This is a genomic window from Thalassotalea hakodatensis (genome assembly GCF_030295995.1).
Classification (GTDB): domain Bacteria; phylum Pseudomonadota; class Gammaproteobacteria; order Enterobacterales; family Alteromonadaceae; genus Thalassotalea_C; species Thalassotalea_C hakodatensis.
In genome coordinates this window covers 220,772-243,648 of record NZ_AP027365.1, presented here as the reverse complement: position 1 = coordinate 243,648, position 22,877 = coordinate 220,772, and the positions used below count along the sequence as shown (strand labels likewise).

The following is a 22,877-nucleotide window of genomic DNA, read 5'->3' as shown; positions in this document are numbered from 1 at the left end:
ATATATTTTTTATGTTTTTTATTCGGCAACAATTGTCTCGAATACTCTCGATTTTCATCACCTGTACACTCGCTGCTTGTGGAGGAGGGGGTGACAGCGATTCAAAAGCCATTATTACGCCAATTGACGACTACTCGATTAATATTCAGTTTGTTGGCGATGGCGAAGGCAAAGTTGACATCGTTGAATTAAACCAAAGCTGCTCCCAAGATTGTACGATTAACGCTAAAGCACACTCAACCGTTACGTTGATTGCCACACCTAATACAGATGACTTCCAATTTAATGGTTGGCAAGGTTGTCAGCAGCAAGAATGTAAACTTACCCTAAACAGTAATAAAAACGTTAAAGCAGAATTTGCACCAAAGGAAGCGACTCAACTTCTCGTATTAGCATTGGGTAACGGCAGCGTATCGATTCCTCAGCTTGCTGAAACATGTGATATTGAGTGCGAATATGATCTTGCGCCTGACACTGTCGTCACTGTGATTGCACAACCCGATGAAGGGGCAGAATTTTCCGGCTGGAGTGAGGGCTGTACTACCACTGAACTAACCTGCAATGTCACTGTAAATGGTTACACCATTGTTCGTGCTGACTTTGAAACATTAAGTCAGAATGAAGTTGATGTAAGGCTTAATGTGAGTGGTAATGGTAGTGTGTATATTGAACAGTTAGATGAAACCTGTACCAATTACTGCCAATACTCTGTCGAAAAAAACACACAATTAACCTTTGAAAGTACAGGCAACAGTGGCTTTGACTTTTTAGCTTGGGAAAATTGTCCTGCTTCAGCAGCAACATGTACAATAAATATTTCTGACGTACTGACCATTTCAGCATTTTTTGAAGAGGAACCTCTTCCACCTGCAACCAATACATTCACAATCAAAGAACCTCTTGGTGAAGAAAGGACAAATATACCGATACAAATTGCACGTCCTTTTATTAAAGGTGAAATTGCCAATTACCCTGTAATACAAATCACTGGTCAAAATATCGTGTCACAAGCAACAATTAAACAACGTCATGACGATGGTTCTGTTAAACATGCCATTATTAACTTTGTTCTCGATCAACTACCAGCAAATGGTGAATTTGTCGCTTCTATTGAAAATGGCACACCACCAACGGGTAATGCATTAACTAAAACTGAAATGTTAAGTAATGATTTTCAGTTTGATGCCGTTCAAGAATACACATTTTCAGGTGAACAAGTAACGGCTATATCTGCAAGAGAAATGTTACAGAACGATCACTACACTAAATGGATAGATGGCCCTGTTGCTACGACATTGATCTTGGCAGATCATTCTAGCGAACGTGTTTATGACTTAGGTGCTGATAGCCATCGTTCAATCCGCCCTATTTTTCACGTTACTTTTTGGAAGGAGTTAAATCAATATACCGTTAGATACGTGAGTGAAAATACCAATACCATCAGCTTACAAGATCAAATCTACGACTTGCAATTACTCATCGGGAAAGACAAACAAAAAGTGTATGAAAAATCTGATGTACCTCATCAAGCTCGCTCAATGTGGACAAAGCAATTTTCAACTTTCGATACAGCAACTTTTAATCTCAACCACAATATTCGTTATTTAGTGCAAACAAATTCCGTACCATATTTTGATGTCTCTCGTGAAATTTCTGATGCTACCATTCAGGCCTATTGGAATATATGGCAAACTAAAAATAAAGATTTATACGACAGCGGACTATGGCAACCAGTTATGGCCGTTGGTGGTGGTAGGCCTGATATCGGTTTATATCCTTCTTGGGCTGTAAAATGGCTGTTTTCAGGTGACTGGCGATTAACCGAGATAGCTTTGACCCAAGCTGATCTAGCCAGTGCATGGCCTATGCATTTAAGGGAAGGCAAAGATGGCCTTAAGTTTGATTTAAATCAGAGTATAGATGCACTAGGTAAAATTGTTTCAATTGCCCCAGGGGCACGGCCAACACATTGGACAGAAAGGCCTGATTGGCATGAAATAAATGATGCTGACAAAATAGTCCCTGTTGCAGAACTTACCCGAAGCAATTGGCGACCGGATAATGCACATCACCCCGATATCTCTTCGTTGCAATTTTTACTAACCGGTGACAGATTTTATCTTGATCAAATGTTGTTCTCTGCTGCCTATGTCACAGGGAATAATAATGCTAAAGGATTTAATTCACGTCTTGGTAGAGGCCAAACTGGCTCAGAAGGTCTACTGTATTCCGGCGAAGTCAGAGGCCAAGCATGGGCAATAAGAACACGTGTTCATACCTATGACATATTGCCTGACGATTGGCCTGAAAAAAGTTACTTTAATACCTTAAATGAAAATGCATTTACCGCTTTTCAAGGGTTATTTGACCTACCAAACGCGTATCCGAGTAAATCTGCCATTTATAACCATGCGAGAAACTTTATTGCTGATAGTATATTTGTAAATTCAGAGCAACCTTCGCCTCTTGGCTTTTGGAATGAAGGGGTTTCTAGTCAAGCCTATGTACGCGATGATTATGTTGATACTCAAGTTGTTAACCAAGCGATAGCACCATGGATGCAAAACTTTGTAACCATTAGCTTAGGTCGTGCCCAAGAATTAGGTTATAACACTGATAACTTAGTGCAATACTCTAGCCGCTATCTAAGTCAAATATTACAAAACCCTGCTTTGCCAAACTATATGTTTTCCGCTTACATTACGCCAACATTAAACCAAGATAATCAATGGTTTAATAGTGTCCTTGCTATAGCAAATACTTATCAAGATGGTTACCTTGAGTTAATTAATAATCGCTTGATTATGGGCCGTGACACTGAGCATGGTTACTACAGTATAGGAATGGCTGCTGCTGCGTATGCTTATGACCGAGAAATACCGGCTCCTTGGCAATATATGATGCTAAATGTGTTGCATAAAACGATTTATGATAACAACCCGAAGTGGGCAATTTTACCCAGAATAGAAGACTGATATTAAGGTTCTGAATATCTTGTCAGTATGACTAATTGAGATACTGACAAAATGTGAACTAAAGATAGCTTAGGACAATTATTGCTGCATCAACGCTTGTGCTCTAATGCCTTTAATCACATCTAAAAGAAACTCAACCTGTTCATCGTTAAGATTTTTCTTCCAACTTGCTTTGGCTTTTTGAGGGGCTTTGTCTACGCTATAAAATGACCTTTGATTTATAGAGATAAAAATACTTAGGGTTTAGATTATGCTGGTTGCGAAATTGCGGCACGGACAAGCCGCTGGCTACATGAGTTTCAACAAAGAGGTTCCAATCATCAAAGGTTTTACTAGCCAAGAATTACTCCAATCAAATAAATCGAAGTCATTTTATAATTAGTGAAATGCGCTATTGGCCGGACGCTTACCAATGATAATTTTTACTGCGTTATTTACAGCATCTACTGCCAAAAGGGTTTATGTGTATTCGTCACTATGTTTTTTTACCTAATGCCTGTCGCAAACGAAAATTAGCGCTGATAAAGTCACAGGTTCGCAAAGGTTACAAGCCAAAGGCAGAGAATACACCACAGTCGCCACACTGGCTCTGTCAGCACTGTAAAGTAGGTATCTTGCGGTTTATTGGGGTGTTCAACTTGAAGCCAGTGGCAGCTAATAACAGAGCGAACGAGTTAGCAGCTTCAAGGGCTGAATAAAATCAAAGAGTTATCTTGCTTAACTACCCAGACTGATAGCCACTGTACGAGTGAAAAAGATGATTGCTTATTTGGCTAAATTTAGGTGTAATAAATACATAATAAGCGCTGAGTGGTGCTGGGAAAGCTTAAATAATCAAAACTAAGCTCGTTTAAATTAGCTATGAGAGTTATAACTTCTAAAAAGCAAAAGTCCATAGCATAAAACCTCTGACACACCGAGCGGGTAGCGCCTCAGACCAACAAGCGATAAAGTAACACAAACTACGTGTCGCATAAAAACTAAATTGTTAGCTACCTAAATAGATTTGTTGCAATACCAAGGAGAATAAATTGTTTCTAGGGTACATTCATTATTTTAGAGCTTTAGCTATACTTTTCATAATTACCGGCCACACTATAGATGTATTTGTATGGAATGATATTGATACCGAAAGATTACTAAGGATATTTCTTTCCAATGGTAGTGTTCTTTTTGTATTTATTGCTGGTTACCTTTTCCAGCATTTATCAAGTAAATTTGACTCAAAGAAGTACTTCAAATCTAAACTAAAAAATGTAATCGCTCCTTATTTTATTATTTCTATTCCAGCTATAGTGATCTTTGTAACGATATTGAAGCGTGGTTCCGTTTGGTATGGATTTTATGACAATTCAATATTAGAACAAATAGGTTTATTCTATCTAACAGGAGCACACCTTGCCCCACTATGGTTTATACCTATGATCGCTATTTTTTATGTAATAGCTCCTCTCTTAATAAAAGCAGATAAAAATAAGTTAATCTATTTGGGTTTACCTATATTCATCGTTTTGTCTTGCTTTATTGGCAGAGGCTTTCCTCCTCAAAGCTTTATTCACTTTTTCTCTGCATACTTGCTCGGAATGTATTGCAGTCAGTTTAAAGATGTTATAAATCCAATAATTAGTCGCAATATACTTATAGTATTTTCGTTTTCACTTATTATATTTTTTTCTATATGTGAATTTTTGTTTTTGGAAGGCACTATGACTTATATCAATTATCTACAAAAATTGAGTATGTCTATCTTCTTCTTGGGATTATTTATAAAATTTAATTCGTATTTAAACTCAAAATTTGTGAGTGTAATTGCTGATACAAGTTTTGGTGTCTTTTTTATTCACTCATATTTATTAACTTCAGGAAAATTATTATACCTAAAAGTAAATGGTGAACCAGCAACAGGAAATTTAGTTTTATATTTTATAGTAGCAATAACAACACTACTAACTTGTTCATACATAATAACATTGGTTAAAAAGGTTTCCGGTAAGTACAGCAAGTTATTGGTCGGTAGCTAGACTTAGGCAAGCATACATAAACATTTTGATTAGTAAGTAAAATCTAATTTACAACTGGGCATCAGTGTACTTGTCATACCAAAAAGCGATACGCGTTTACTGCGCTGTATACCACAAATATCTAACCCTAGGTCATATTCTAAGCCCTTAGGGACAGGTAGTAAATTATCATCAAGCGCAATAAAATTTCCACTTGCAGGATTTATATAGCGATGTTCTACTTCAGATTTTAAAAGCATCGCTGAAACAACGCTGCCAGCATTATTATGCTCTACAATATTTGCTCCATGTTTTACAAAAACTCTACCGTCGTATACATTAAAAAGTAAGGTGGTGGAAGACTGTTCAAACGCAATATCCATACCTCGAGTCTTATATAGTACATTATTGTTTATAATAGAGTTTTTACCCTTGTTTACATATATACCTACATCGTTTGGGCAATGAGCAATTAAATTGTTTCTAATAATAGAATCACTTTGCTCAACCGCACAACTACCATCTCGGCAAAATTTATGGCCTGTGCCGCCACCGCCAATGGATACCCCAACACGCTGACCTCCAGAGAATAACCATTCGCAAAAGACCACATTGCGCTCTGCAACATTACCCTGGCCATTGCCTTTAAAAAACATGGCATAACTTACGTGGTCACCTTTTGCTTTAGTGAAGTCTGAGATGAAGTTTTGGCTAACAAGCCAATCGTTGGCTGCAACAATATCAATTGCGGTAACCGGAGATGCTGTTTTTCGGGCCCTAGAATAAATAAATGTATTGTGTTTAATAAGGCCTTTGTCGGGATATTCACCGTTAAACTGGTTTACTTTGATCGGGGAATTAAAGTCTAAAAACACGTTGTTTTCTATATGGGTATTGTGACCTTGGCCAACAACATGCAGAGCGTGTTCACATTTATAGTCTTGTTCACACACACCTTTAAACTGGATATTGCCGATTCGCCAGAAAGGATGAGCAATTAACAGCCCTTCTTTTAGATCAAATTCAAAAGTAACATCGCCAATATGACTCGCCATGAAAACTATTGGCTGACTAAGAGTTCCCGAATTTTTAGTATTTAAACTGTGCCCAGTAAATCGGTAGGTACCAGGTAATACATGGATAGTTTCACCTGCTTTTGCCTTTTTGAGCGCAGCAATTATTTCCTTTTCGCTATTTACGTATAAGCTATTGTTGTGGGTCGGATTCCATTGTATTGGCGCTTTAGGACCCACAGGTTTATCAAACCAGAATTGAGCTGAAGGTACATTTGGATTTAGCAGCTTTGTTTCAAGTAATTCAGATTGCCACATTTTATAGGGCTTGATATTGATCGCTTCGCTAAATGGCTTTTGGAAATAATACTGAAAAAATAAAGCACCAGAACATGCCAGCACAACTAAACATATTATGAAATAAATGAATAACTTTGCTTTCATGCGACTCCCTTTATCACGATTTCAGTTTTTTGATCGTTTGAATTACTTCTCTATCCAATACCAATAACGTAACGGTATAAGTCACTGCACCAGCGATAATGGCAGAAATTAATGTTACTAGACTACTATCTCCCATAAAAGAGATAACTTGTAATGTGCAGAGCACCATCAAAATACCAGAAATAATAGGTTTAAAGATAGCCGCTAAAAAGTCTTGCACTTTAACGTTTAGGTAACCAAAGCTTCGTCCCATCATCCATACAAAAAACAGTAAGTAAGCAATACTCCAAGCTATTGCAGCCCCTGCTATTCCCCAGTTGACACCAACAGCAATGCTTGGTGGTATCAGCAAACATAATACAAATAGGTTCTTTGTATTGAATTTCGGATTGCCAAGACCGGCTATTGCCGAATGTGTCGAAAGTTGGAAAATGCGAAATGGCATAGCTAACGCAAGCAACTGAAAGACAACTACTGCTCCAAGCCACTTTTCACCCAATAAAATACCAATGATAAGCTCGGCTACTGCTGCCATTCCCCAAAAAACAGGGAAAACTAATATCGATAAAATTCGGTTACTTTGCACAAAATAATAAGCAACCGAGTTAGGTTCATTTTTTATTTGGGCGTAACCTGAATAGCTAATTTGGTTTAACGTCGCTGCGGTCTTCTCCAGCGGTAAATTAGCAAGCTGGCTACCAACGGAATAGGTTCCAAGTGGAGCAATACCCAGTGCCTTACCAATAATAAAAGTGTCTGCTTTTAAAAAGATAAAATTCAACGTTCGATTAATAATGGTAAACATACCGAAGTTGAAATAAGCCCTAAAACCTGAAAAATCAAAGGTGATGGCTACTTTCTGTCTGACTTGCGAGTTAATTAAAACTGCAAAAATTATCATGCTGAAAAAAGCCCCTAATGGTATCGACCAATACTGAAAGCCATTAAGTGCAAACGTTAAACTAATCGCGGCATTAGATAGCGCCATCACTAATTGGATCAAAGATAATGGTTTGAATTTCATGTCCCGTTTCAGGATGCCAGAAGGAACCACTGTAAATGCAATGGTTAATACATTGACACTCAGTAGTTGTACAACTTGTTCAAGATTTGGTGCATCAAACCACCGAGCAACCGCGCCTGCGCTGCTAAAAATGATAATAAACAACAACAGGTTTACCAATAAGGAAATAGTAAACACTTGGTTGCAGAGCTTAGTGTCATGTACTTTCTTTTGCACAATAACATCAGAAAAACCACTGATACCGAGCGCCATGGCTAAACTGATAATAGCCGTTGCTAACTCGATGATCCCAAAGTCATTTGGCGTTAAAATCCTGATAACAAAAAATGTCGAAATCCACGAAAATAACTGCGATGCACCTTTAGCAAAAAGTGACCACTTAACACCAGAAATAACTTGGCTTTTTATAGTAGACATTAAATGTTCTCAGAATTATCCAATACAGAAAAAACAGCATTAATATTGAAGCATTCAATATTAACTGACCAATCAATCGAGCTATTTTTAAAGTTATATTTTACGATTCTTGTCGGTTCAGCATTTGCTGTGCCAGCCCCTGTTTTTTCTTTTACCCAGCTTAGATAATCTGAGAATTTACTGGTTCTCATGCGACTAAAACCAACAATAGCTTCATCTTTATTTAACATTAATAAGCTGCGACACCAGCCTAAGTTCTTTTTTTGTGGGTTTTCAATTTGGTTTAAGTCGCACTCTAGTACTTTTTCACCACTGGTAATATTAAAACCAACGACAAAACCGTTAACCGTGGTAAAGTAAACTTCATCCTCCAAGACATAGCCGTCATGTGGACCACCAACGGCGATATCAAATGCCTTATCAGTGGCTAAGCTAATAGCATCTTTTTGCTTGAAACGCGTGACAAAATACTCACCTTGGTACTCAAAGCAAAAATTAGGGTGCGATTCGTGAGGTTTTGTCGTAAGTACCTGGCGATAATCTTGCTCTTTCGAGAACTTGTGCCAAATATCTTGACCTAAAACGGGATACTCTTTAAGCACATTGCCTTCAAGATCCAATTCAAAAACAGCATCTAAACCGGTCGCACAAACAAGCAATGAACCACTCTCGGTTAGCCTAGCATGATGTACATCATTAAAACATGGCAAAGAAATCCGACTTTTTAACTGATATGTTTTTATATCGTATAGCAACACTTCTGTTTGTGTCGTTGCTACCAACATACCTTGTTGAATTTCTGCCGACTTAAACAATACAGAACAATCAGGCATCGGTGGTCTAAATTCTTCTGGTGTAAAATAATTGATGGCTTCTTTACAGTCACCCGTTTTAACATCACACACTAAAGCTAGTGCACTTTGAAAACCAGTCCATTCATTTTTCGAAGAGCTCTTTTCAGCTCCTCCAGTAAGTAAAAGAGACGTTATACTCATGTCAGTTCCTATTAGGAAATTTTTAAATCAAACACAGCTATCGAGTAGCTGTGCCAGCTCTTGTGTTCTTTCTCTGCGCTCTAATTTTTCGGTATCACGCACATAACGAATTTTTTCAGTGAAAGCTCTTACTAAAAATACTGCTATTTCTGTTGGGTCTTCAGAACTTAAAACGCCTGGAAACTCTTTCACTAAAACATCCGTTGCGCTGTTATTTGGCGTAACAACCACTATGGGTAAATCGGTATTAAGATACTCATATATTTTCCCGGGTATCTGATTATCAAAAACCTGCCCTTGTATCACCACCAAAACATCTGCATTAAGCATTGCCTGCAAACATTGTTGATACGGCTGTTGAGATTTAAACTCTACAGCCTGTGAAATTTCAAGTTGCTCTGCACGCACTTTATTAAACTGCTGATTGTGCGCACCGAGTAAATTCAATTTAACCTTATCAAAATCCTTACCTAATTTAACTTTAAGCAATTTCAATGCATCAAATAGCACCTGAGGTTGCCTTCCTGTCTCGTACAGAGATCCTCCATGAAAAAGCACAAATTTGTCATTTTCTAAGGTTCTTGAAAGCGCTCCTAGGTTTTTGCTATCAAAGCCATTTTCGATAACCGTACTCTTTTCCAATACCCTTGCCCCATAGATATTGGCATAAAGTGACAATGCATTGTTGGTAACAAAAACAAGCTTAGTTGTATTCTCAACCACTAATTTGTCAAAAAATCGTGCTGCTTTAGAGTTGTTGTAAACCAGTTCATCGTAATAGCATTGAAGTGGATCGCGATAATCAGCTATCCAAGGCAATTTCGTTAATTTATTTAATACATAACCTATGATGTGTGAAGTCATCACTGGATAAGTAGACCATAAACACTTAATGTCATATTGCTTGATTAAAGACATGGCTTTAGGCACAGCTGTAAAAGCCCAGCCCCAATAACGATCGGGTTTTTTTGAAAACTCAAAATGTCGTCCACGAAACGCCAAATGTCTACTTGCATCTAAACAAAATGTTCTCTCTACAATAATGTCATTTTCAAGTTGATTGCTATGATCAACAAAATCTCCGTGGGTCGATTCATTCACGGTGAGTACCACGGGCTTCCAGCCAAAACTTGACAGAAAGCGAGCAAATTTCAACGTACGCTCAACACCTGATCCCCCCCTAGGAGGGAAATCAAACGCAATCATCAATATATGTTGAGGTACATTAGCCATATTTTTTACACGAATGTCTAACAAGTCTAAATGCAAACCTGTAAATGTTTTTGTCCCAAGGGGTAAAACGTGGAATAGCAAATCTGTTGCTATCTGGGCTAAAATGCCCCCAGGTTGTACTAAACCCACTTTCGAACCCTAGTTCCTTCAACATTGACTCATGTTTACCATTAAAATCTCGACCAACCATACCGTTAGGATAAGCAAAATGCTTGATGCTAGTACCGGTAATGTTTTCTAAAATATCTTTAGATTCTTTGATTTCAGTGATGCAAACCTGCTCATCTTCAACCGCTAAAATGGGATGTGAATGAGTATGAGCGCCAATAATCATACCGGCATTGGCCATTGCTCTGATTTTATCTTCGGTTAAAAAATCGTAATCAGTAAATTCCGTTTTACATTGTTCATTGAGCAAAGCGATAAACTGAGATCTTTCGTGCAATTTTTTGTATTTACATTTAACAAGAATTTTTCCAAATGCAGCGCATCTACTAACATCATCGTCTATAAAGATTTCTTCATCATCAATATGAATGGACTGTTGCTCAGTTAATAACAAAGCATTGGCAATTTTATCGTTCCACAAACCACCTTGTTCAATACCTTCGGTCGTGATGAAAAATGCGCCGGGCAGTTTTAATTCATCCAATATAGGTGTGATAACTGAATAACAATCTTCATAGCCGTCATCAATAGTGATCGCTACGGTGTAAGGTTTAAGATCACCGTTAAAATTAGCGTTTAATAGCTCCTCGATCGAAACCACATTGAAGTGCTTTTTCAATAGACGCATTTTATCGCGAAACTCTAAAATGCCGACTTCTTCTTGCTCAAACAAAGAATTGTTATCTGAAACTCGATGGAATGTAAGAATAGTTGCTCTTCCCAAAGACTTGTAGGAAACAGCTTTACTAAACACTCCAAACAGCCAACGCTCCAAATTTTGAGTCATATATTTATAATCCCTTATTTGGCGAATCGAGGCCGCATCACGACCTTACTCGAGCTATCTACTACGCGATAAAGCAGCACATATGAGATACCAAACAATACAAACAACAAATCGAAGTAAATTAAACTTACTGATGCGCCGGTAATACCATAAGCGACAATAGAAACTGACATCAGGGTTGCTAATTTTTCAGCCCATTCTATTCCTTGTTCACGTGCTAGTTTTGCGATTTTTCTCAAGCGGAAGAAGAAACGGCTTAATATTAACAGTACAACAATTAAACCCAGATAGCCTAAATCACCCAATGTTTGGAAGTAAATACTATGCGCAGCTTTAGGTTTGATCCTATCTTCAACTGGCGGCGTTTTTATAGGACCAAAGTTATCAATTTGGTGCTTATAGGTCTCCCAAGCCAAAGGATCTTGGCTGGCATAAAAACCATTACCAAAAAAGTTATCATTAGCAATTTTAGTGGAAATCTTCCAAGCCCATAAACGTCCAATAAACGATCTATCTTCTAATGATGCACTTTCAATCGTATTCATTCTCGACGTCCATTCACTTGGCGCAAACTGCACAGCAATGGGAACAGCAATAACAAAGAGCATCGTCCAAATAAACTTACGATTTGATTTGAGGAAAAAGTACAAGGTTAAAATGGTTAAACCGATAAAACCACCTCGTGAGTAGCTACCTATAATTGCCACTAAATTTAAAATAAATAAGCCAATCAAACCTTGTTTAAGCAATTTATTTTTGGTTTGTCCTATCAGGTAAATAACGAGTGGTAAGCCCATATTTATTGCTACAACCAAGTCATTTCTATCACCTAGTACATGGCCTGCATGACCTGCAACTCGGTGACCACCACCTGACAAAATAAATTTAACGGCTTCCATCCCTGCATATGCAGAAATTGACAGCACAATAACCCAAATTAAGGTATCAATGTGCAGCTTTTTCTCGATGATGAGAATAACCGCAATATACAGAAGTAGAATCTTAGAAACATCAAAGAACTTTGACCAAATAAAGTCTTGTAAAAGTGACTCGGTCGTTATTGTGCTGATTAAAGCAATTACCCAAAATAAGGCGATTAGTATTGAAATGACATCGAGCCGCAGCTTGGCTTTATTCTTATAAAAGATATAACCAACAAAAGTGAGAATTGCGACAGTAAAGTTAATGCGTAAAGACGATGAAAAACCCCAGGCCCAACCTGCAGGGAACGCCATTGCTACCCATATCCATGCGCAAACTCCAATAAAAGGCCTTCTTAGAGCAAAGAATACTAAAAAGATGAAAAGAATCAGAACAGCAATATCACGCATTATTATCTAAACCTATTTTTTTTACGTTTTGAATGTTTAGGATTATCTGAAGAGTCAGTTTCAGCGTCTTTTTTTATTGCCCAATGAAACAAGTAAATCAAACATACGATATCAGCAATGTAAAATAGCGAATCAATCACTTTATGACACCTTACTGATTACGTATCTAAATTTGCCTGACTTTTCAGCCTCAATTTTCTCAACGACTTCCAGTTCAACTTCCACGTTATCACCTAAACGTTTTTTGAAACCAACAATAATTTCTTCTTTTAATGCGTCTGGTAAATCCTTTTCGATCGGCACAACTTGAATACGAGTCAACAATTTAGATTCTTGAATTATTTTAAATTCACCAATACCCTGGAGCTCTCGCAATACGTAAATAAGTGCAAGGCCATGCATGACCGTGCCGTCTTGCGCGATAACAAAATCTGTTGTTCGACCTTCAATATCCATTAAACACGGTAAACCACGACCACACGAACATGGCTCTGGGTCAATAGCCGCCACATCGCCTGTACGATAACGAATAAAAGGGAAGTCAGATGTCGCCATATGGGTTACCACTATTTCCCCCTTTTCACCATCAGGTACTGGGTTACCCTCACGATCGATGATTTCAACCACAATATCTTCAGCACTTAAATGCATTTTACCGTCAGGGCATTGATGCGCAATAAACCCCGCATCTCTACCACCATAACCGTTGGCTACAGGCGCACCAAACGTTGTTTCAATGGTTTCCCTTTGATAGGGATATAAACGTTCAGACGTCACAAACACCACTTCTATGCCAAGGTTGTCTACCCGTATATTATGTTTTTGCGCTGTTTTTGCGATCAAACTAAACACCGACGGGTAACCAAATAGCATTTTGGGTTTTTCAGCTTTTATCGTGTCAATAAAATTCAACAGCTTAGTGTCATTCATATCAAAAGCTGGTACTAAGGTGGAACGGAATAATTTGTCGCGAAACAATCTAACTTTATCTTGAGCGCCCAATTCAATTGGCGAGCCCCATGCAACAATTTCTTTATCACCTATATCGACTCCCCACCAACGAGTTGCACGCCACTTTTCAGCGACATCATGACTTACGCGTTCATTACTCAGCAAAAACGTTAACGGTGTACCGCTAGAACCACCCGTAGTGAAGGGGCTGACAGGGCCGGCATTATCAGCCTTTAATTGTTCGAAATGCTCACGTATAACAGGCTTATCTAAAAAAGGTAGCTTTGTTAAATCAGCTTTACTCTTGATATCCTGCGCACTAAGGCCCAAACGTTTAAACAACTGACGATAGTAAGGCACTTGCTCAACAGCTGTCTTTAGGAAGCTATGTAAGCGCTTTTCCTGTTGCGCTAAAATTTCTGTTTTGCTCTGCCATTGCGATTTCTCTAAGGCGTTTTTTATCGTCACCGTATCATGCTTTTTTAATTTTTCATGCAATGGAAACAACAATGACGAAACAATTTTAGTATACATAACGAGGCGCTTATCCTTTTTCTGCAATAGCCTTTAAATAATGCTGTTGTAAGTTACGCCAGACATTTTCCCAGTAAAATTTACTGATCGTGTTTTGACCATTTTTAATCAGTGTCACGCGAAATGCGTCATCTTGCAAGAGCTTAATCACACCATCAGCAATGGCTTGTTCATTTTCTATACCTACCAGAATTGCATCGTGCTGATCTGTTACTAAGGTTGGTATACCGCCTACATTTGTTGATACAACGGGTGTGCCACACGCTAACGATTCAATAATCGAGTTTGGCGAATTATCAACAATACTGGTATTGACCATCACATCTGCTGCGCGATATAAATCTGCAATCTCATTTGGAGATAGTCTTCCGACAAAAGTTACCTGACTTTCAATACCTAGCTGTGACACTAACGCTTGTAAATTGTTAAGTTCTGGCCCGGTCCCCGCAACAGATAATCTTGCTTGCGGAAAGTGCTCTTGAACAAGCGCAAAGCCCTTAATAGCCGTAGCCACATCGTAAATGTCTTCTAGGTTCCGGGTCACAATAATATGCGGCTGTTCATTAACAACCTTTTGTTCCATTGGATAAAACTTCGTTTGATCCAATACGTTCGGTACAATGTCAGCGTGTAATTCAAACTGTTCAAAGACTTGCTGTAAAAAAGCAGAAGGAACTAATATTTGTTGGCATTTACGAAGACTTGGTTTGACCCAAAACCATGATTTTTCGAAAAACGTTTGCGCATATCCACCACGGTAATTTAACACTACTGGTTTGTTTAAGCGATGAGCAACCCAAATTGCTGGTGCGGCAAATAAATGCCAAGACCAACCAGAATTCGCCATTATATGTACGACATCTACGTGTTTAAGTTGTCGTTTCAGTGAAACAAGATACTGAATTAACCGAAAACCAGCGCGAATAACAGGTACTTTGCCAATGAACGCTGGAAAATAAGCAGGGTTGACTTGAATAATATCAACCTCAAGCCCTTCTTCGGTTAAAAACTCACCAAGCTTTCTTGTTTGGTTCGCCATCCCGCCAGCAGGTGGCGGTAAAGGCCCAACAATCGCTACGCGCTTTAATGTACTCACTTAACTAACTGCCCTGTTAATTTTTGATAAATGTCAATATAGTTTTCAACACTATTCTGCCAGTTCCTGACTTGCTCTACATAGCGCCTTCCTTCGGCAATCACTTCTGGCCATTGTGCTTTTTCTGTTAATACTTGTTGTATTTTTTCAACCAAGTTATCGACATTATCCGCTTTGAACAAATAACCATTGCTATGATCTGTGATCAATTCATGGTGACCACCGACATCAGACGCTAACAACAGCTTTCCTTGAGCCATTGCCTCTAATGGCTTTAACGGAGTTACAAGTTCAGTTAAACGCATCGATTTACGCGGGTATACCAACAGGTCAACTAAGCTGTAATAACGCCCAACTTCACTGTGTGGCACTCGGCCAGTAAAAGTCACATAATCAGTTAGCCCTAATTCTGCTACTTGCGCCTTTAAGTTGTCTTCTTGTGGACCACCACCAACCAACAGTAAATGTATATCTTGTCGTTGTTTTACCACTTCCGCTAATGCATTGATGGCTAAATCTAACCCTTCATAAGCGTAAAAAGAACCTAGAAAGCCTAGCACCGTTTTATTCGTTAATGATAACGCTTGTTCTAATGCTTGATTTTTCTCGGTAATCACATCAAATTGCTCAACATTTACCGCATTAGCAATAACGGTAAACTTATCTTCGTTAAACCCTCTACCGATTAAGTCTTTTCTTAACCCTTGGCAAATTGTTGTTACCGCATCTGCATGCTTTACCACGTGTGTTTCCATTGCACGGGTTAACTTGTAACGTAAATCATCTTCTTTGCACGTACCATGATCAACGGCAGCATCTTCCCAAAAGGCACGAATTTCATAAACCACAGGCAAGCCCGATTTTTTACCGGCTTTTAGCGCTGCTAAACCGTTTAAGGCTGGTGAATGAGCGTGAATTACATCGGGCTTCTCTATCGCTATTACTTCTAATATGCGCTCAACCATGGGTTCGATAAATGCTAACTGATTCAATACAGGCAATTTTGACAACACGCCACTTGGTGGCGCACTACGATAAAACACTAGATCATCGACCGTTTCTATTTCTTTTACGCTATTACCATGTTTGGGGCTAGTGACATGACAAGTTTCAATCCCTAACTGGTGTTGTTTTTTTAAGATCGAACGTGTACGAAAGGTATACCCGCTATGTAAGGGTATTGAGTGGTCTAATACGTGTAATGCTTTCATGCCATTAACTCGTTGCTTGACGATAAAAAGAGGCAAACATTAGTAAGGTCCAAAGTGGAGCACTATATTCTTTTCTGCCTGACTGGTGATCATCTATCCATTGACGAATAGTATTCATATTAAATAATCCTGATTCGTGCATTTCTTCACTTAATAATGCGTCTCTTAGTTTTTGCTTCAACGGGCCTCTAAACCAATCGGTAAGAGGCACTCTAAACCCCATTTTACTGCGATACAGTACATCGTGCGGCAAGTGATCTTCCATGGCTTTTTTCAACACGTATTTCCCTTGCCCTGCTTTTAATCGCATCCGTGGTGGAACCTTCGCCGACCACTCGACAAATTCGTGATCTAAAAAGGGTACCCGTACCTCTAGACTATGCGCCATACTCGCGCGGTCTACTTTGGTTAAAATATCCCCTACTAAATAGGTTTTAATATCTAGGTATTGGATTAAAGAGAGTGGGTCATCACCATCAAAATTAGCTTCATGTTCTCTAAATACTTCAAGTGCATGATAGCCCGCTAATTGTTCGTGAACTTGTGGAGAAAACAACGCCTTACGTTGTTCATCATTCATAATCGAAACACCATGGAAATAACCTTCTACAATATCCATGGCAAGCGATTGAAAAGTGGTTTTCGCCCGAAGAAAGCGCGGAGCCCAATCAAGCTTAGGGTATAACTTCCCTAATGGTTTAAAAATGGCCTTACGCACTGCCGCTGGTATTTTATCGCGAACTTTTTGTTCATTCATCATTAATGCGTAGCGACGATAGCCCGCTAAAAGTTCATCAGCACCATCACCTGACATACAAACGGTGACTTTTTTACGAGCGAGTTCACATACGCGATATGTTGGCATTGCTGAGCTGTCTGCGTAGGGTTCATCATAAAGCTCGGCCAACATATCTAACAGATCAAAGTCATCACTTTTTACGATGTTTTCTTGATGATCTGTGTTGTAGCGTTTAGCAACCATACGCGCAAAGTCAGTTTCATTATAATCTTTTACATCAAAACCGATTGAACAAGTTTTTACTTTTTGTTCACTGACTTGCGACATCATTGCTACCACAGCGCTTGAGTCAACCCCACCTGATAAAAACGAACCTAAAGGTACTTCTGCCATCATATGACTATCAACAGATTTCTTTAACTGCGTCACCGCTTGTTCAATATATTCTTGTTCAGATAGATCAGTTTGTTTGGCATAGCTCACATCCCAATATTGATTAATCTTCATTGGGCTTTGCGGCGTTTCAAAATAGATAGTATGACCAGGCTGTAGTTTTTGAACAGATTGATAAATGGTACTTGGTTCAGCAACGTAGCCAAATGCAAAGTATTGCTCTAGCGCTTTTACATCAACTGTTTTATCAAGATTAGGGATGAGTTTTAAACTTTTCAGCTCTGATGCAAAATAAAAAACTTGATCAATCACCGTATAGAAAAGCGGTTTAATACCAAGGCGATCACGGGTGATAAAAAAAGCATTTGTCGATTTTTGCCAGATCACATAAGAAAACATACCGTTAAGTCGTTCAACGCTTTGTGGCCCCCACTCTATGTAGGCATTTAAAATAACTTCTGTGTCGGAATGCGTATTAAAGGTATAACCAAGCGAGATGAGTTGTGCTCTTATTTCAAGGAAATTATACACTTCACCATTAAACACAATAACATAATCACCACAATTACTCTTCATCGGTTGTTGGCCAGATGATAAATCAATAATCGATAAACGTCGGTGTGCTAGGCCAACATACTCGTCAACATATTGATCTCCTTCATCAGGTCCACGATGAAACTGCGCTTGGTTCATTTTAGCGAGTAATGCATCATCAACTTGTGCTTGCTTATCTAATTTTAAATAACCCGTAATACCACACATTCTTCGTTTACCTTTTCTATAGCAGCTGCTCGTAGCATGCTAAATAATCTTTCACCATGCGTTGTTCGTTATATGAATTCAACACTTTATCGCGTGCTTGTTTCCCATGCTCTTTTGCTTTTTCTACATTTTTTAGATAAAACGCCATCGCTTGCGCAAGCGCGATTGCATCTTGTTTTTCCACGAGAACCCCTTCTTTGTGCTGCTCAATGACTTGAGGTATACCGCCAACTTCCGTTGCAATAATGGCGGTTGACGCTGACATAGCTTCTAAAATAGTCATGGGGATCCCTTCGGCAATTGATGATAAGACAAACACATCAACTTCCGTTAAAAGCTCGGCAATATCATCACGTGCACCAAGAAAATTTACCCGTTCGTTAAGCTGATATTCTTGCGTTAATAAGGCGAGCTCTTCACGAAGCGGTCCATCACCAATGATTGTCAGCGTCCATGGTAGTTCGTCATGCTCTTTTTGAAGCAACTGGCAGGCTTGAAGCAAGTTTTTATGGTCTTTAATCGGTGACAAACGGGCTATATTAGCAAAACGTATATTTTCGCTAGGCTGTTTAGGTAGATTGAAAAACTCGGTATTGATCCCGTTTGTGATCAACTGCGTTTTAGTCTTTGAAATGCCCACGGTTGTATTCAACCATTGAAACAATTCATCACTGACTGCAACATATCGATGAATAAAAAAGGACATCAGCTTTCGCAAAAAATTATGCTTTTTATTTAAACCTTTTGGATCATTTATATCTCGTCCGTGCTCTGCATGTATTCTGCCTTTCACGCCTGCTAACATCGCAATTGGGTGATATTCAATAGTCGACAAGTTGTAGGTATGTAAGATATCAGGCTTAATTTCTCTTAATAGCTGAAACAAGCGAAAATGTAACTTCCAGTCGTTGCCAGCTTTTTTATTTAAACAATGAACAGCCACCTTTTCGCGCAGGTCATCTTGAGAAAAGTCATTCGCCGTAGTCAATGAGATAATGACATGCTTAACATCGCTTTGTTGCTGCATCTGACGAATGCAATTTAGCATGACACGTTCTAGCCCGCCTATATCAAGCTGTAAAATTAAATGCGCGATGATCTTTGGTTTACTCACAAAGGCAATCCCAAACGATTTTTCTCGACACTCAGTTTTTCGATCAGTTTTTGCTTATCTTGCTCTGTTTCATTGCTTGGTGCTAACGATACTGCAATAACATAACTGACATGAGCGCTACCGGTTAACGACGACATTACCTGATACAACTTCGCCCACATTGAAGACACACTTGAATACTGACCAATAACATATTGGTAAACATAACTACGCGTTTTGCCCGAGGTGTTACGTAACAACACAAATTGCAATTGCCCTAGTTCATTCTTAATTTCTTGCTGTTCAATAACAGTCCAACGTTCTGCATCGTGCAATTTATTAGTGAATGAAATCAACTCACCTTCGGTTTGTTTATTGGCATATTTTGCGGCAAATACTTCAAACGTGCCGTCAGTAATAAACGAATGGGCAATGGGTTTTGAAAAGGTGATACCCCAATTAGATTGCTTAACAACAGTACCATTTAGCATAGGTTGTGGGGTGTTTGGTGTTTCAACCACTGGAATTTGTCTTAATAATAATACTGCAATGATCATCAAAACACTTGCACTGATGATACTTGTCATTTGGTAACTACCGGTTTGTGTTGGCAAGTCAGTCTTATTTTTTTGTTCTTCATCAACAAATTTACCGCCAACCCAAAACATCATCATGATGACAAAACCAAAGAACAACCAACCATACACAAGATGATCGGCGCCTGTTGCGTATTTCATATCGGAATAATGGGCGATCGCCACAATCAAATAGGCACGAATGCCATTCGCTAATATCGGTAAGATCAACGCGAACAAGAAGAAAATAATTTGTTTTTTAAGTTTGGTGTAATTTAAGTAGGCAAATAAAGCGCCAACAGCTGCTGAGGCGATTAAATAACGAATACCTGAGCAAGCTACAGCAACTTCAAAAAGACCAGACGGCGTTTGAATATAAAGACCATCTCGAAATACAGGTACGCCAGTTAACTGCAGAAAAAATACGGTAAACCATGCCGTTACGTCTTGCAGCCATGGGATCAAGTTCTCTCCCATCGGCACGAGAAATAAAAGGTAAATCAGTGGAAACTTATAAACACGAGCTAACTTATTACCAATCACTAACCAGAAAATAGCAATTAAGGCAACAACCGCTGCAAGTTGGCTGACCACATTAACGTCGGCTACGGCAGCTATTAACCCTAAACCTACAGACCCTAACAATACAACGAGTGCTTGCCAACTCGTACTTAACGGAACAATTAATAAAGGCGCTCTATTGCGCCATACTAACCACATGGCAATCGGTAAAATAAAATAGCCATGTGCAAATGTGTCAGAACGTCGCCATATTGCTTCCATGCCCATTAACGCGTCAGCAAAAAGCCAACCCCAACATAACATCAGTAGACTAAAACTCAGCAAAACCTTCGCATTTCTACTTTGCATTTCTCTCGTCCTAATTACTTACCGCTAAAATAGTCTGGCAAATTTGCCAGTGTTGCTTGCCATGTAAAGTTATCAATCACCCACTGTCTATTCGCCGGCTGGGCTTTATCCGCCAAGAAATTAACACATGCATTAGTAAACTCTACGGGATCATCTGAAATAACTAAATGTTCATTACTTGGCGCGTTAATGCCTTCCATGCCCATCGTTGTAGTAACAATAGGTTTATTTAAAGACATCGCCTCTAATACTTTATTTTGTATGCCCCTAGCGATTTGCATCGGTGCAACGACACACGCCGCGTGAGCAATATAGGGTCGAATATCATGTACTCGTCCGGTCACAATAATACCTGATTGCTCTGCAAGCTTTTCTACTTCTGCGGAAGGGTTACCACCAACGATGTAGAATAAACAATTAGGTGCTTGTTCTTGTATTTTTGGCCACACGTGTTCAGCAAACCACAGCACTGAGTCAACATTCGCCCAATAATCCATTGCGCCTGTAAAAGAAATGAAAGGACCTTCAGGTAAAGATTCATTAGACATTTCAGCTTCTGGATCAAAAAACTCGACATCAACGCCATTGAGTACACCATGTATTTTGTTTTGTACATGTTCGGCTTGCAGGGATTTAAAGAGTGCCGCTTCGTCAGGTGATACAAATAAACTATGAGTAAACGTTTCTGTTACTTCAGCTTCATATTGTGCGAGCTTTTCATGTTCCCGTTGAAAAACCCACTTAGCAATTCCTGATTTTTTCTCAGCATATTGACGCCACTTGTCAGAATCTACGTCAACAAAGTCAATCACCCGTGTTGCTAACGAAAACGCATCATCTTGGCAATATTGCGCCATAGATGACGAATAGACAAAAATATTCTTAATGTTTTGTTGGTGGAAAGTGCGATTAACCCAATGCTTCATGGCCATATCAGCATAATAAGGTAATGTAATGGCTTGCCCGGTAAAAAAAGCTTTTAGCCCTTTAATTTTAGATAGGGTTTTATTTTGATCAATGGCACACACATCTACACAATACTTATTGAGTGCCGATACATATTGCTTATCGAAGGGGTCATCAATAAAACAGCCTAAGTACACATCATAACTTTCACTCAATTTTTTCAAAATATTAAACGAGCGGATCTTATCGCCTTTATTTGGCGGATAAGGAATACGATGGCAAAGATAAAGTAACGGTTCCTTGTTCATAATTGCTTATCCTAAGTATTTTGAAAGAAATGGGCCTAAATATTGGCTGACCTTTAACGGCAGCTTCTGCCAAAGATTAATAAACACTTTATATTTAGGATTATTAGGACTTAAGTTAGGTAATTCTTTAGCATTAACTAAGTGATAATAATAATGGAGAGGCTCTGGTGCCATACCCCAATTTTTCTTATATTTATAAGGGCCACTATCGTGCTTACTGCGGCCAAAGTCATACCATTTGCTCGCTTTATTTTCGTTGGCATGACACATCACTTGATAATACATATAGTCAGCACTTTTAATGGCACGAGCAGCACTATTACCCCCGCCGTAATAAGGTAAAACTTGATCGTTAAAGTAAAAGTTCATTACTGCATTTGATGGATTACCTTCACTATCACTTACGACAAGTATGTCGGCGTGTTGGGAAAATTCATTTATTAAGTGTTCAAAGTACTGTTTACTGAAAATCGGCGTACCAAGATTTCGATAACTTTCTGAAAGCAGCTGATAAAACTGATCAATATCTTGCGTCACCTGATGCTGCAATTCATTTTTTAATGAGTGTCGAATAACAGCACGTTGCTTTTTCTTCACGTTAGCAAGTATTTTTTCGCTATCTTCCGCTAATTCACAACCAAACGTACTGTGTTGTTGTTTCAGTAATAAGCCATTGTTTTGAGCATGACGGTAGCGTAATTCAAGGTAATCAACCTGTAGCGATTCACTTAACTGTTTCGCATGTGACTCTAGTTCACGAAGCACATCATCGTTATCAGCAATTGCTCCGCCATAAACACAGAAAGGTGTTGAAATAAGCGCATGACCAAATAATGCGCTTTTAACTTCTACTAAAGGTAATATCCCTAATACCTGCTTGTCATCTTCCGCCATTAAGTAATAGCAAGGATGACCAAAGCTTTTCGAAATAACTGACATCCAACCAGATAAATGAAAAAATGAGCCTTGTTTATGCGCTCTTACATAGTTATCCCATCGGGTAAAATCTTGCTCTGTTATTGTTATTACGCGTGCAACCAATTTTCAATCCT

The 22,877-nt window shown here is 38.8% G+C and carries 16 protein-coding genes and 1 pseudogene; 3 read left to right on the top strand and 14 right to left on the bottom strand.

Annotated features, from left to right (window positions below; translation table 11 throughout):
• Positions 1-11: 11 nt before the first annotated feature.
• The 3 genes and pseudogenes from QUE72_RS01020 to QUE72_RS01010 all read left to right on the top strand — a co-directional run bounded on the left by QUE72_RS01020 (position 12) and on the right by QUE72_RS01010 (position 4,996).
• Positions 12-2,975 (top strand): InlB B-repeat-containing protein, encoded by a 2,964-nt coding sequence (locus tag QUE72_RS01020; RefSeq protein ID WP_286270978.1) that lies wholly within the window; start codon positions 12-14, stop codon positions 2,973-2,975.
• A 419-nt stretch (positions 2,976-3,394) separates the two neighbouring features.
• A pseudogene (locus tag QUE72_RS19035) lies at positions 3,395-3,673 on the top strand (IS91 family transposase); the annotation flags it as partial.
• A gap of 333 nt (positions 3,674-4,006) precedes the next feature.
• Positions 4,007-4,996: an acyltransferase family protein gene (locus QUE72_RS01010; RefSeq protein WP_286270977.1), complete on the top strand. Its 990-nt coding sequence runs from the start codon at positions 4,007-4,009 to the stop codon at positions 4,994-4,996.
• A 29-nt stretch (positions 4,997-5,025) separates the two neighbouring features.
• On the opposite strand, the gene QUE72_RS01005 is transcribed toward QUE72_RS01010, so the two are convergent.
• The 14 genes from QUE72_RS01005 to QUE72_RS00940 form a co-directional block, all read right to left on the bottom strand.
• Positions 5,026-6,432, bottom strand: coding sequence for a chondroitinase-B domain-containing protein (locus tag QUE72_RS01005; RefSeq protein WP_286270976.1), 1,407 nt, complete (start codon positions 6,430-6,432; stop codon positions 5,026-5,028).
• 13 nt (positions 6,433-6,445) lie between these two features.
• Positions 6,446-7,873, bottom strand: coding sequence for a lipopolysaccharide biosynthesis protein (locus QUE72_RS01000; RefSeq protein WP_286270975.1), 1,428 nt, complete (start codon positions 7,871-7,873; stop codon positions 6,446-6,448).
• Positions 7,873-8,868 (bottom strand): hypothetical protein, encoded by a 996-nt coding sequence (locus QUE72_RS00995; RefSeq protein WP_286270973.1) that lies wholly within the window; start codon positions 8,866-8,868, stop codon positions 7,873-7,875. Before QUE72_RS00995 ends, QUE72_RS01000 begins: the two co-directional genes overlap by 1 nt.
• A gap of 27 nt (positions 8,869-8,895) precedes the next feature.
• Positions 8,896-10,101, bottom strand: coding sequence for a glycosyltransferase (locus tag QUE72_RS00990; RefSeq protein ID WP_286270972.1), 1,206 nt, complete (start codon positions 10,099-10,101; stop codon positions 8,896-8,898).
• On the bottom strand, positions 10,094-11,056 hold the full coding sequence (locus tag QUE72_RS00985) for a polysaccharide deacetylase family protein (RefSeq protein WP_286270971.1): 963 nt from the start codon (positions 11,054-11,056) through the stop codon (positions 10,094-10,096). Before QUE72_RS00985 ends, QUE72_RS00990 begins: the two co-directional genes overlap by 8 nt.
• Positions 11,057-11,070: 14 nt before the next feature.
• Complete coding sequence (locus QUE72_RS00980; protein ID WP_286270970.1) at positions 11,071-12,387, bottom strand: putative O-glycosylation ligase, exosortase A system-associated; 1,317 nt, start codon at positions 12,385-12,387, stop codon at positions 11,071-11,073.
• A gap of 141 nt (positions 12,388-12,528) precedes the next feature.
• Positions 12,529-13,872, bottom strand: coding sequence for a phenylacetate--CoA ligase family protein (locus QUE72_RS00975; protein ID WP_286270969.1), 1,344 nt, complete (start codon positions 13,870-13,872; stop codon positions 12,529-12,531).
• Positions 13,873-13,882: 10 nt separating this feature from the next.
• Positions 13,883-14,968: a glycosyltransferase family 4 protein gene (locus QUE72_RS00970; protein ID WP_286270968.1), complete on the bottom strand. Its 1,086-nt coding sequence runs from the start codon at positions 14,966-14,968 to the stop codon at positions 13,883-13,885.
• Entirely contained in the window at positions 14,965-16,179 is a 1,215-nt protein-coding gene (locus tag QUE72_RS00965; protein ID WP_074497633.1) for a TIGR04063 family PEP-CTERM/XrtA system glycosyltransferase, read from the bottom strand. The genes QUE72_RS00970 and QUE72_RS00965 overlap by 4 nt, the downstream gene beginning before the upstream one ends.
• A 4-nt stretch (positions 16,180-16,183) precedes the next feature.
• Positions 16,184-18,073, bottom strand: a complete 1,890-nt coding sequence (locus QUE72_RS00960; protein ID WP_286270967.1) for an XrtA/PEP-CTERM system amidotransferase — start codon at positions 18,071-18,073, stop codon at positions 16,184-16,186.
• Between the two features lie 16 nt (positions 18,074-18,089).
• Positions 18,090-19,187 carry a glycosyltransferase gene (locus QUE72_RS00955; RefSeq protein ID WP_286270965.1) on the bottom strand — a complete coding sequence of 366 codons (1,098 nt, stop codon included), beginning with the start codon at positions 19,185-19,187 and terminating at the stop codon, positions 18,090-18,092.
• Positions 19,184-20,611 (bottom strand): exosortase A, encoded by a 1,428-nt coding sequence (gene xrtA / locus QUE72_RS00950; protein ID WP_286270963.1) that lies wholly within the window; start codon positions 20,609-20,611, stop codon positions 19,184-19,186. The genes QUE72_RS00955 and xrtA overlap by 4 nt, the downstream gene beginning before the upstream one ends.
• A gap of 14 nt (positions 20,612-20,625) precedes the next feature.
• Positions 20,626-21,825, bottom strand: coding sequence for a TIGR03087 family PEP-CTERM/XrtA system glycosyltransferase (locus tag QUE72_RS00945; protein WP_286270961.1), 1,200 nt, complete (start codon positions 21,823-21,825; stop codon positions 20,626-20,628).
• A gap of 6 nt (positions 21,826-21,831) precedes the next feature.
• A complete protein-coding gene (locus QUE72_RS00940) occupies positions 21,832-22,866 on the bottom strand; it encodes a FemAB family XrtA/PEP-CTERM system-associated protein (protein ID WP_286270959.1) in 1,035 nt (344 codons plus the stop codon).
• Positions 22,867-22,877 lie beyond the last annotated feature (11 nt).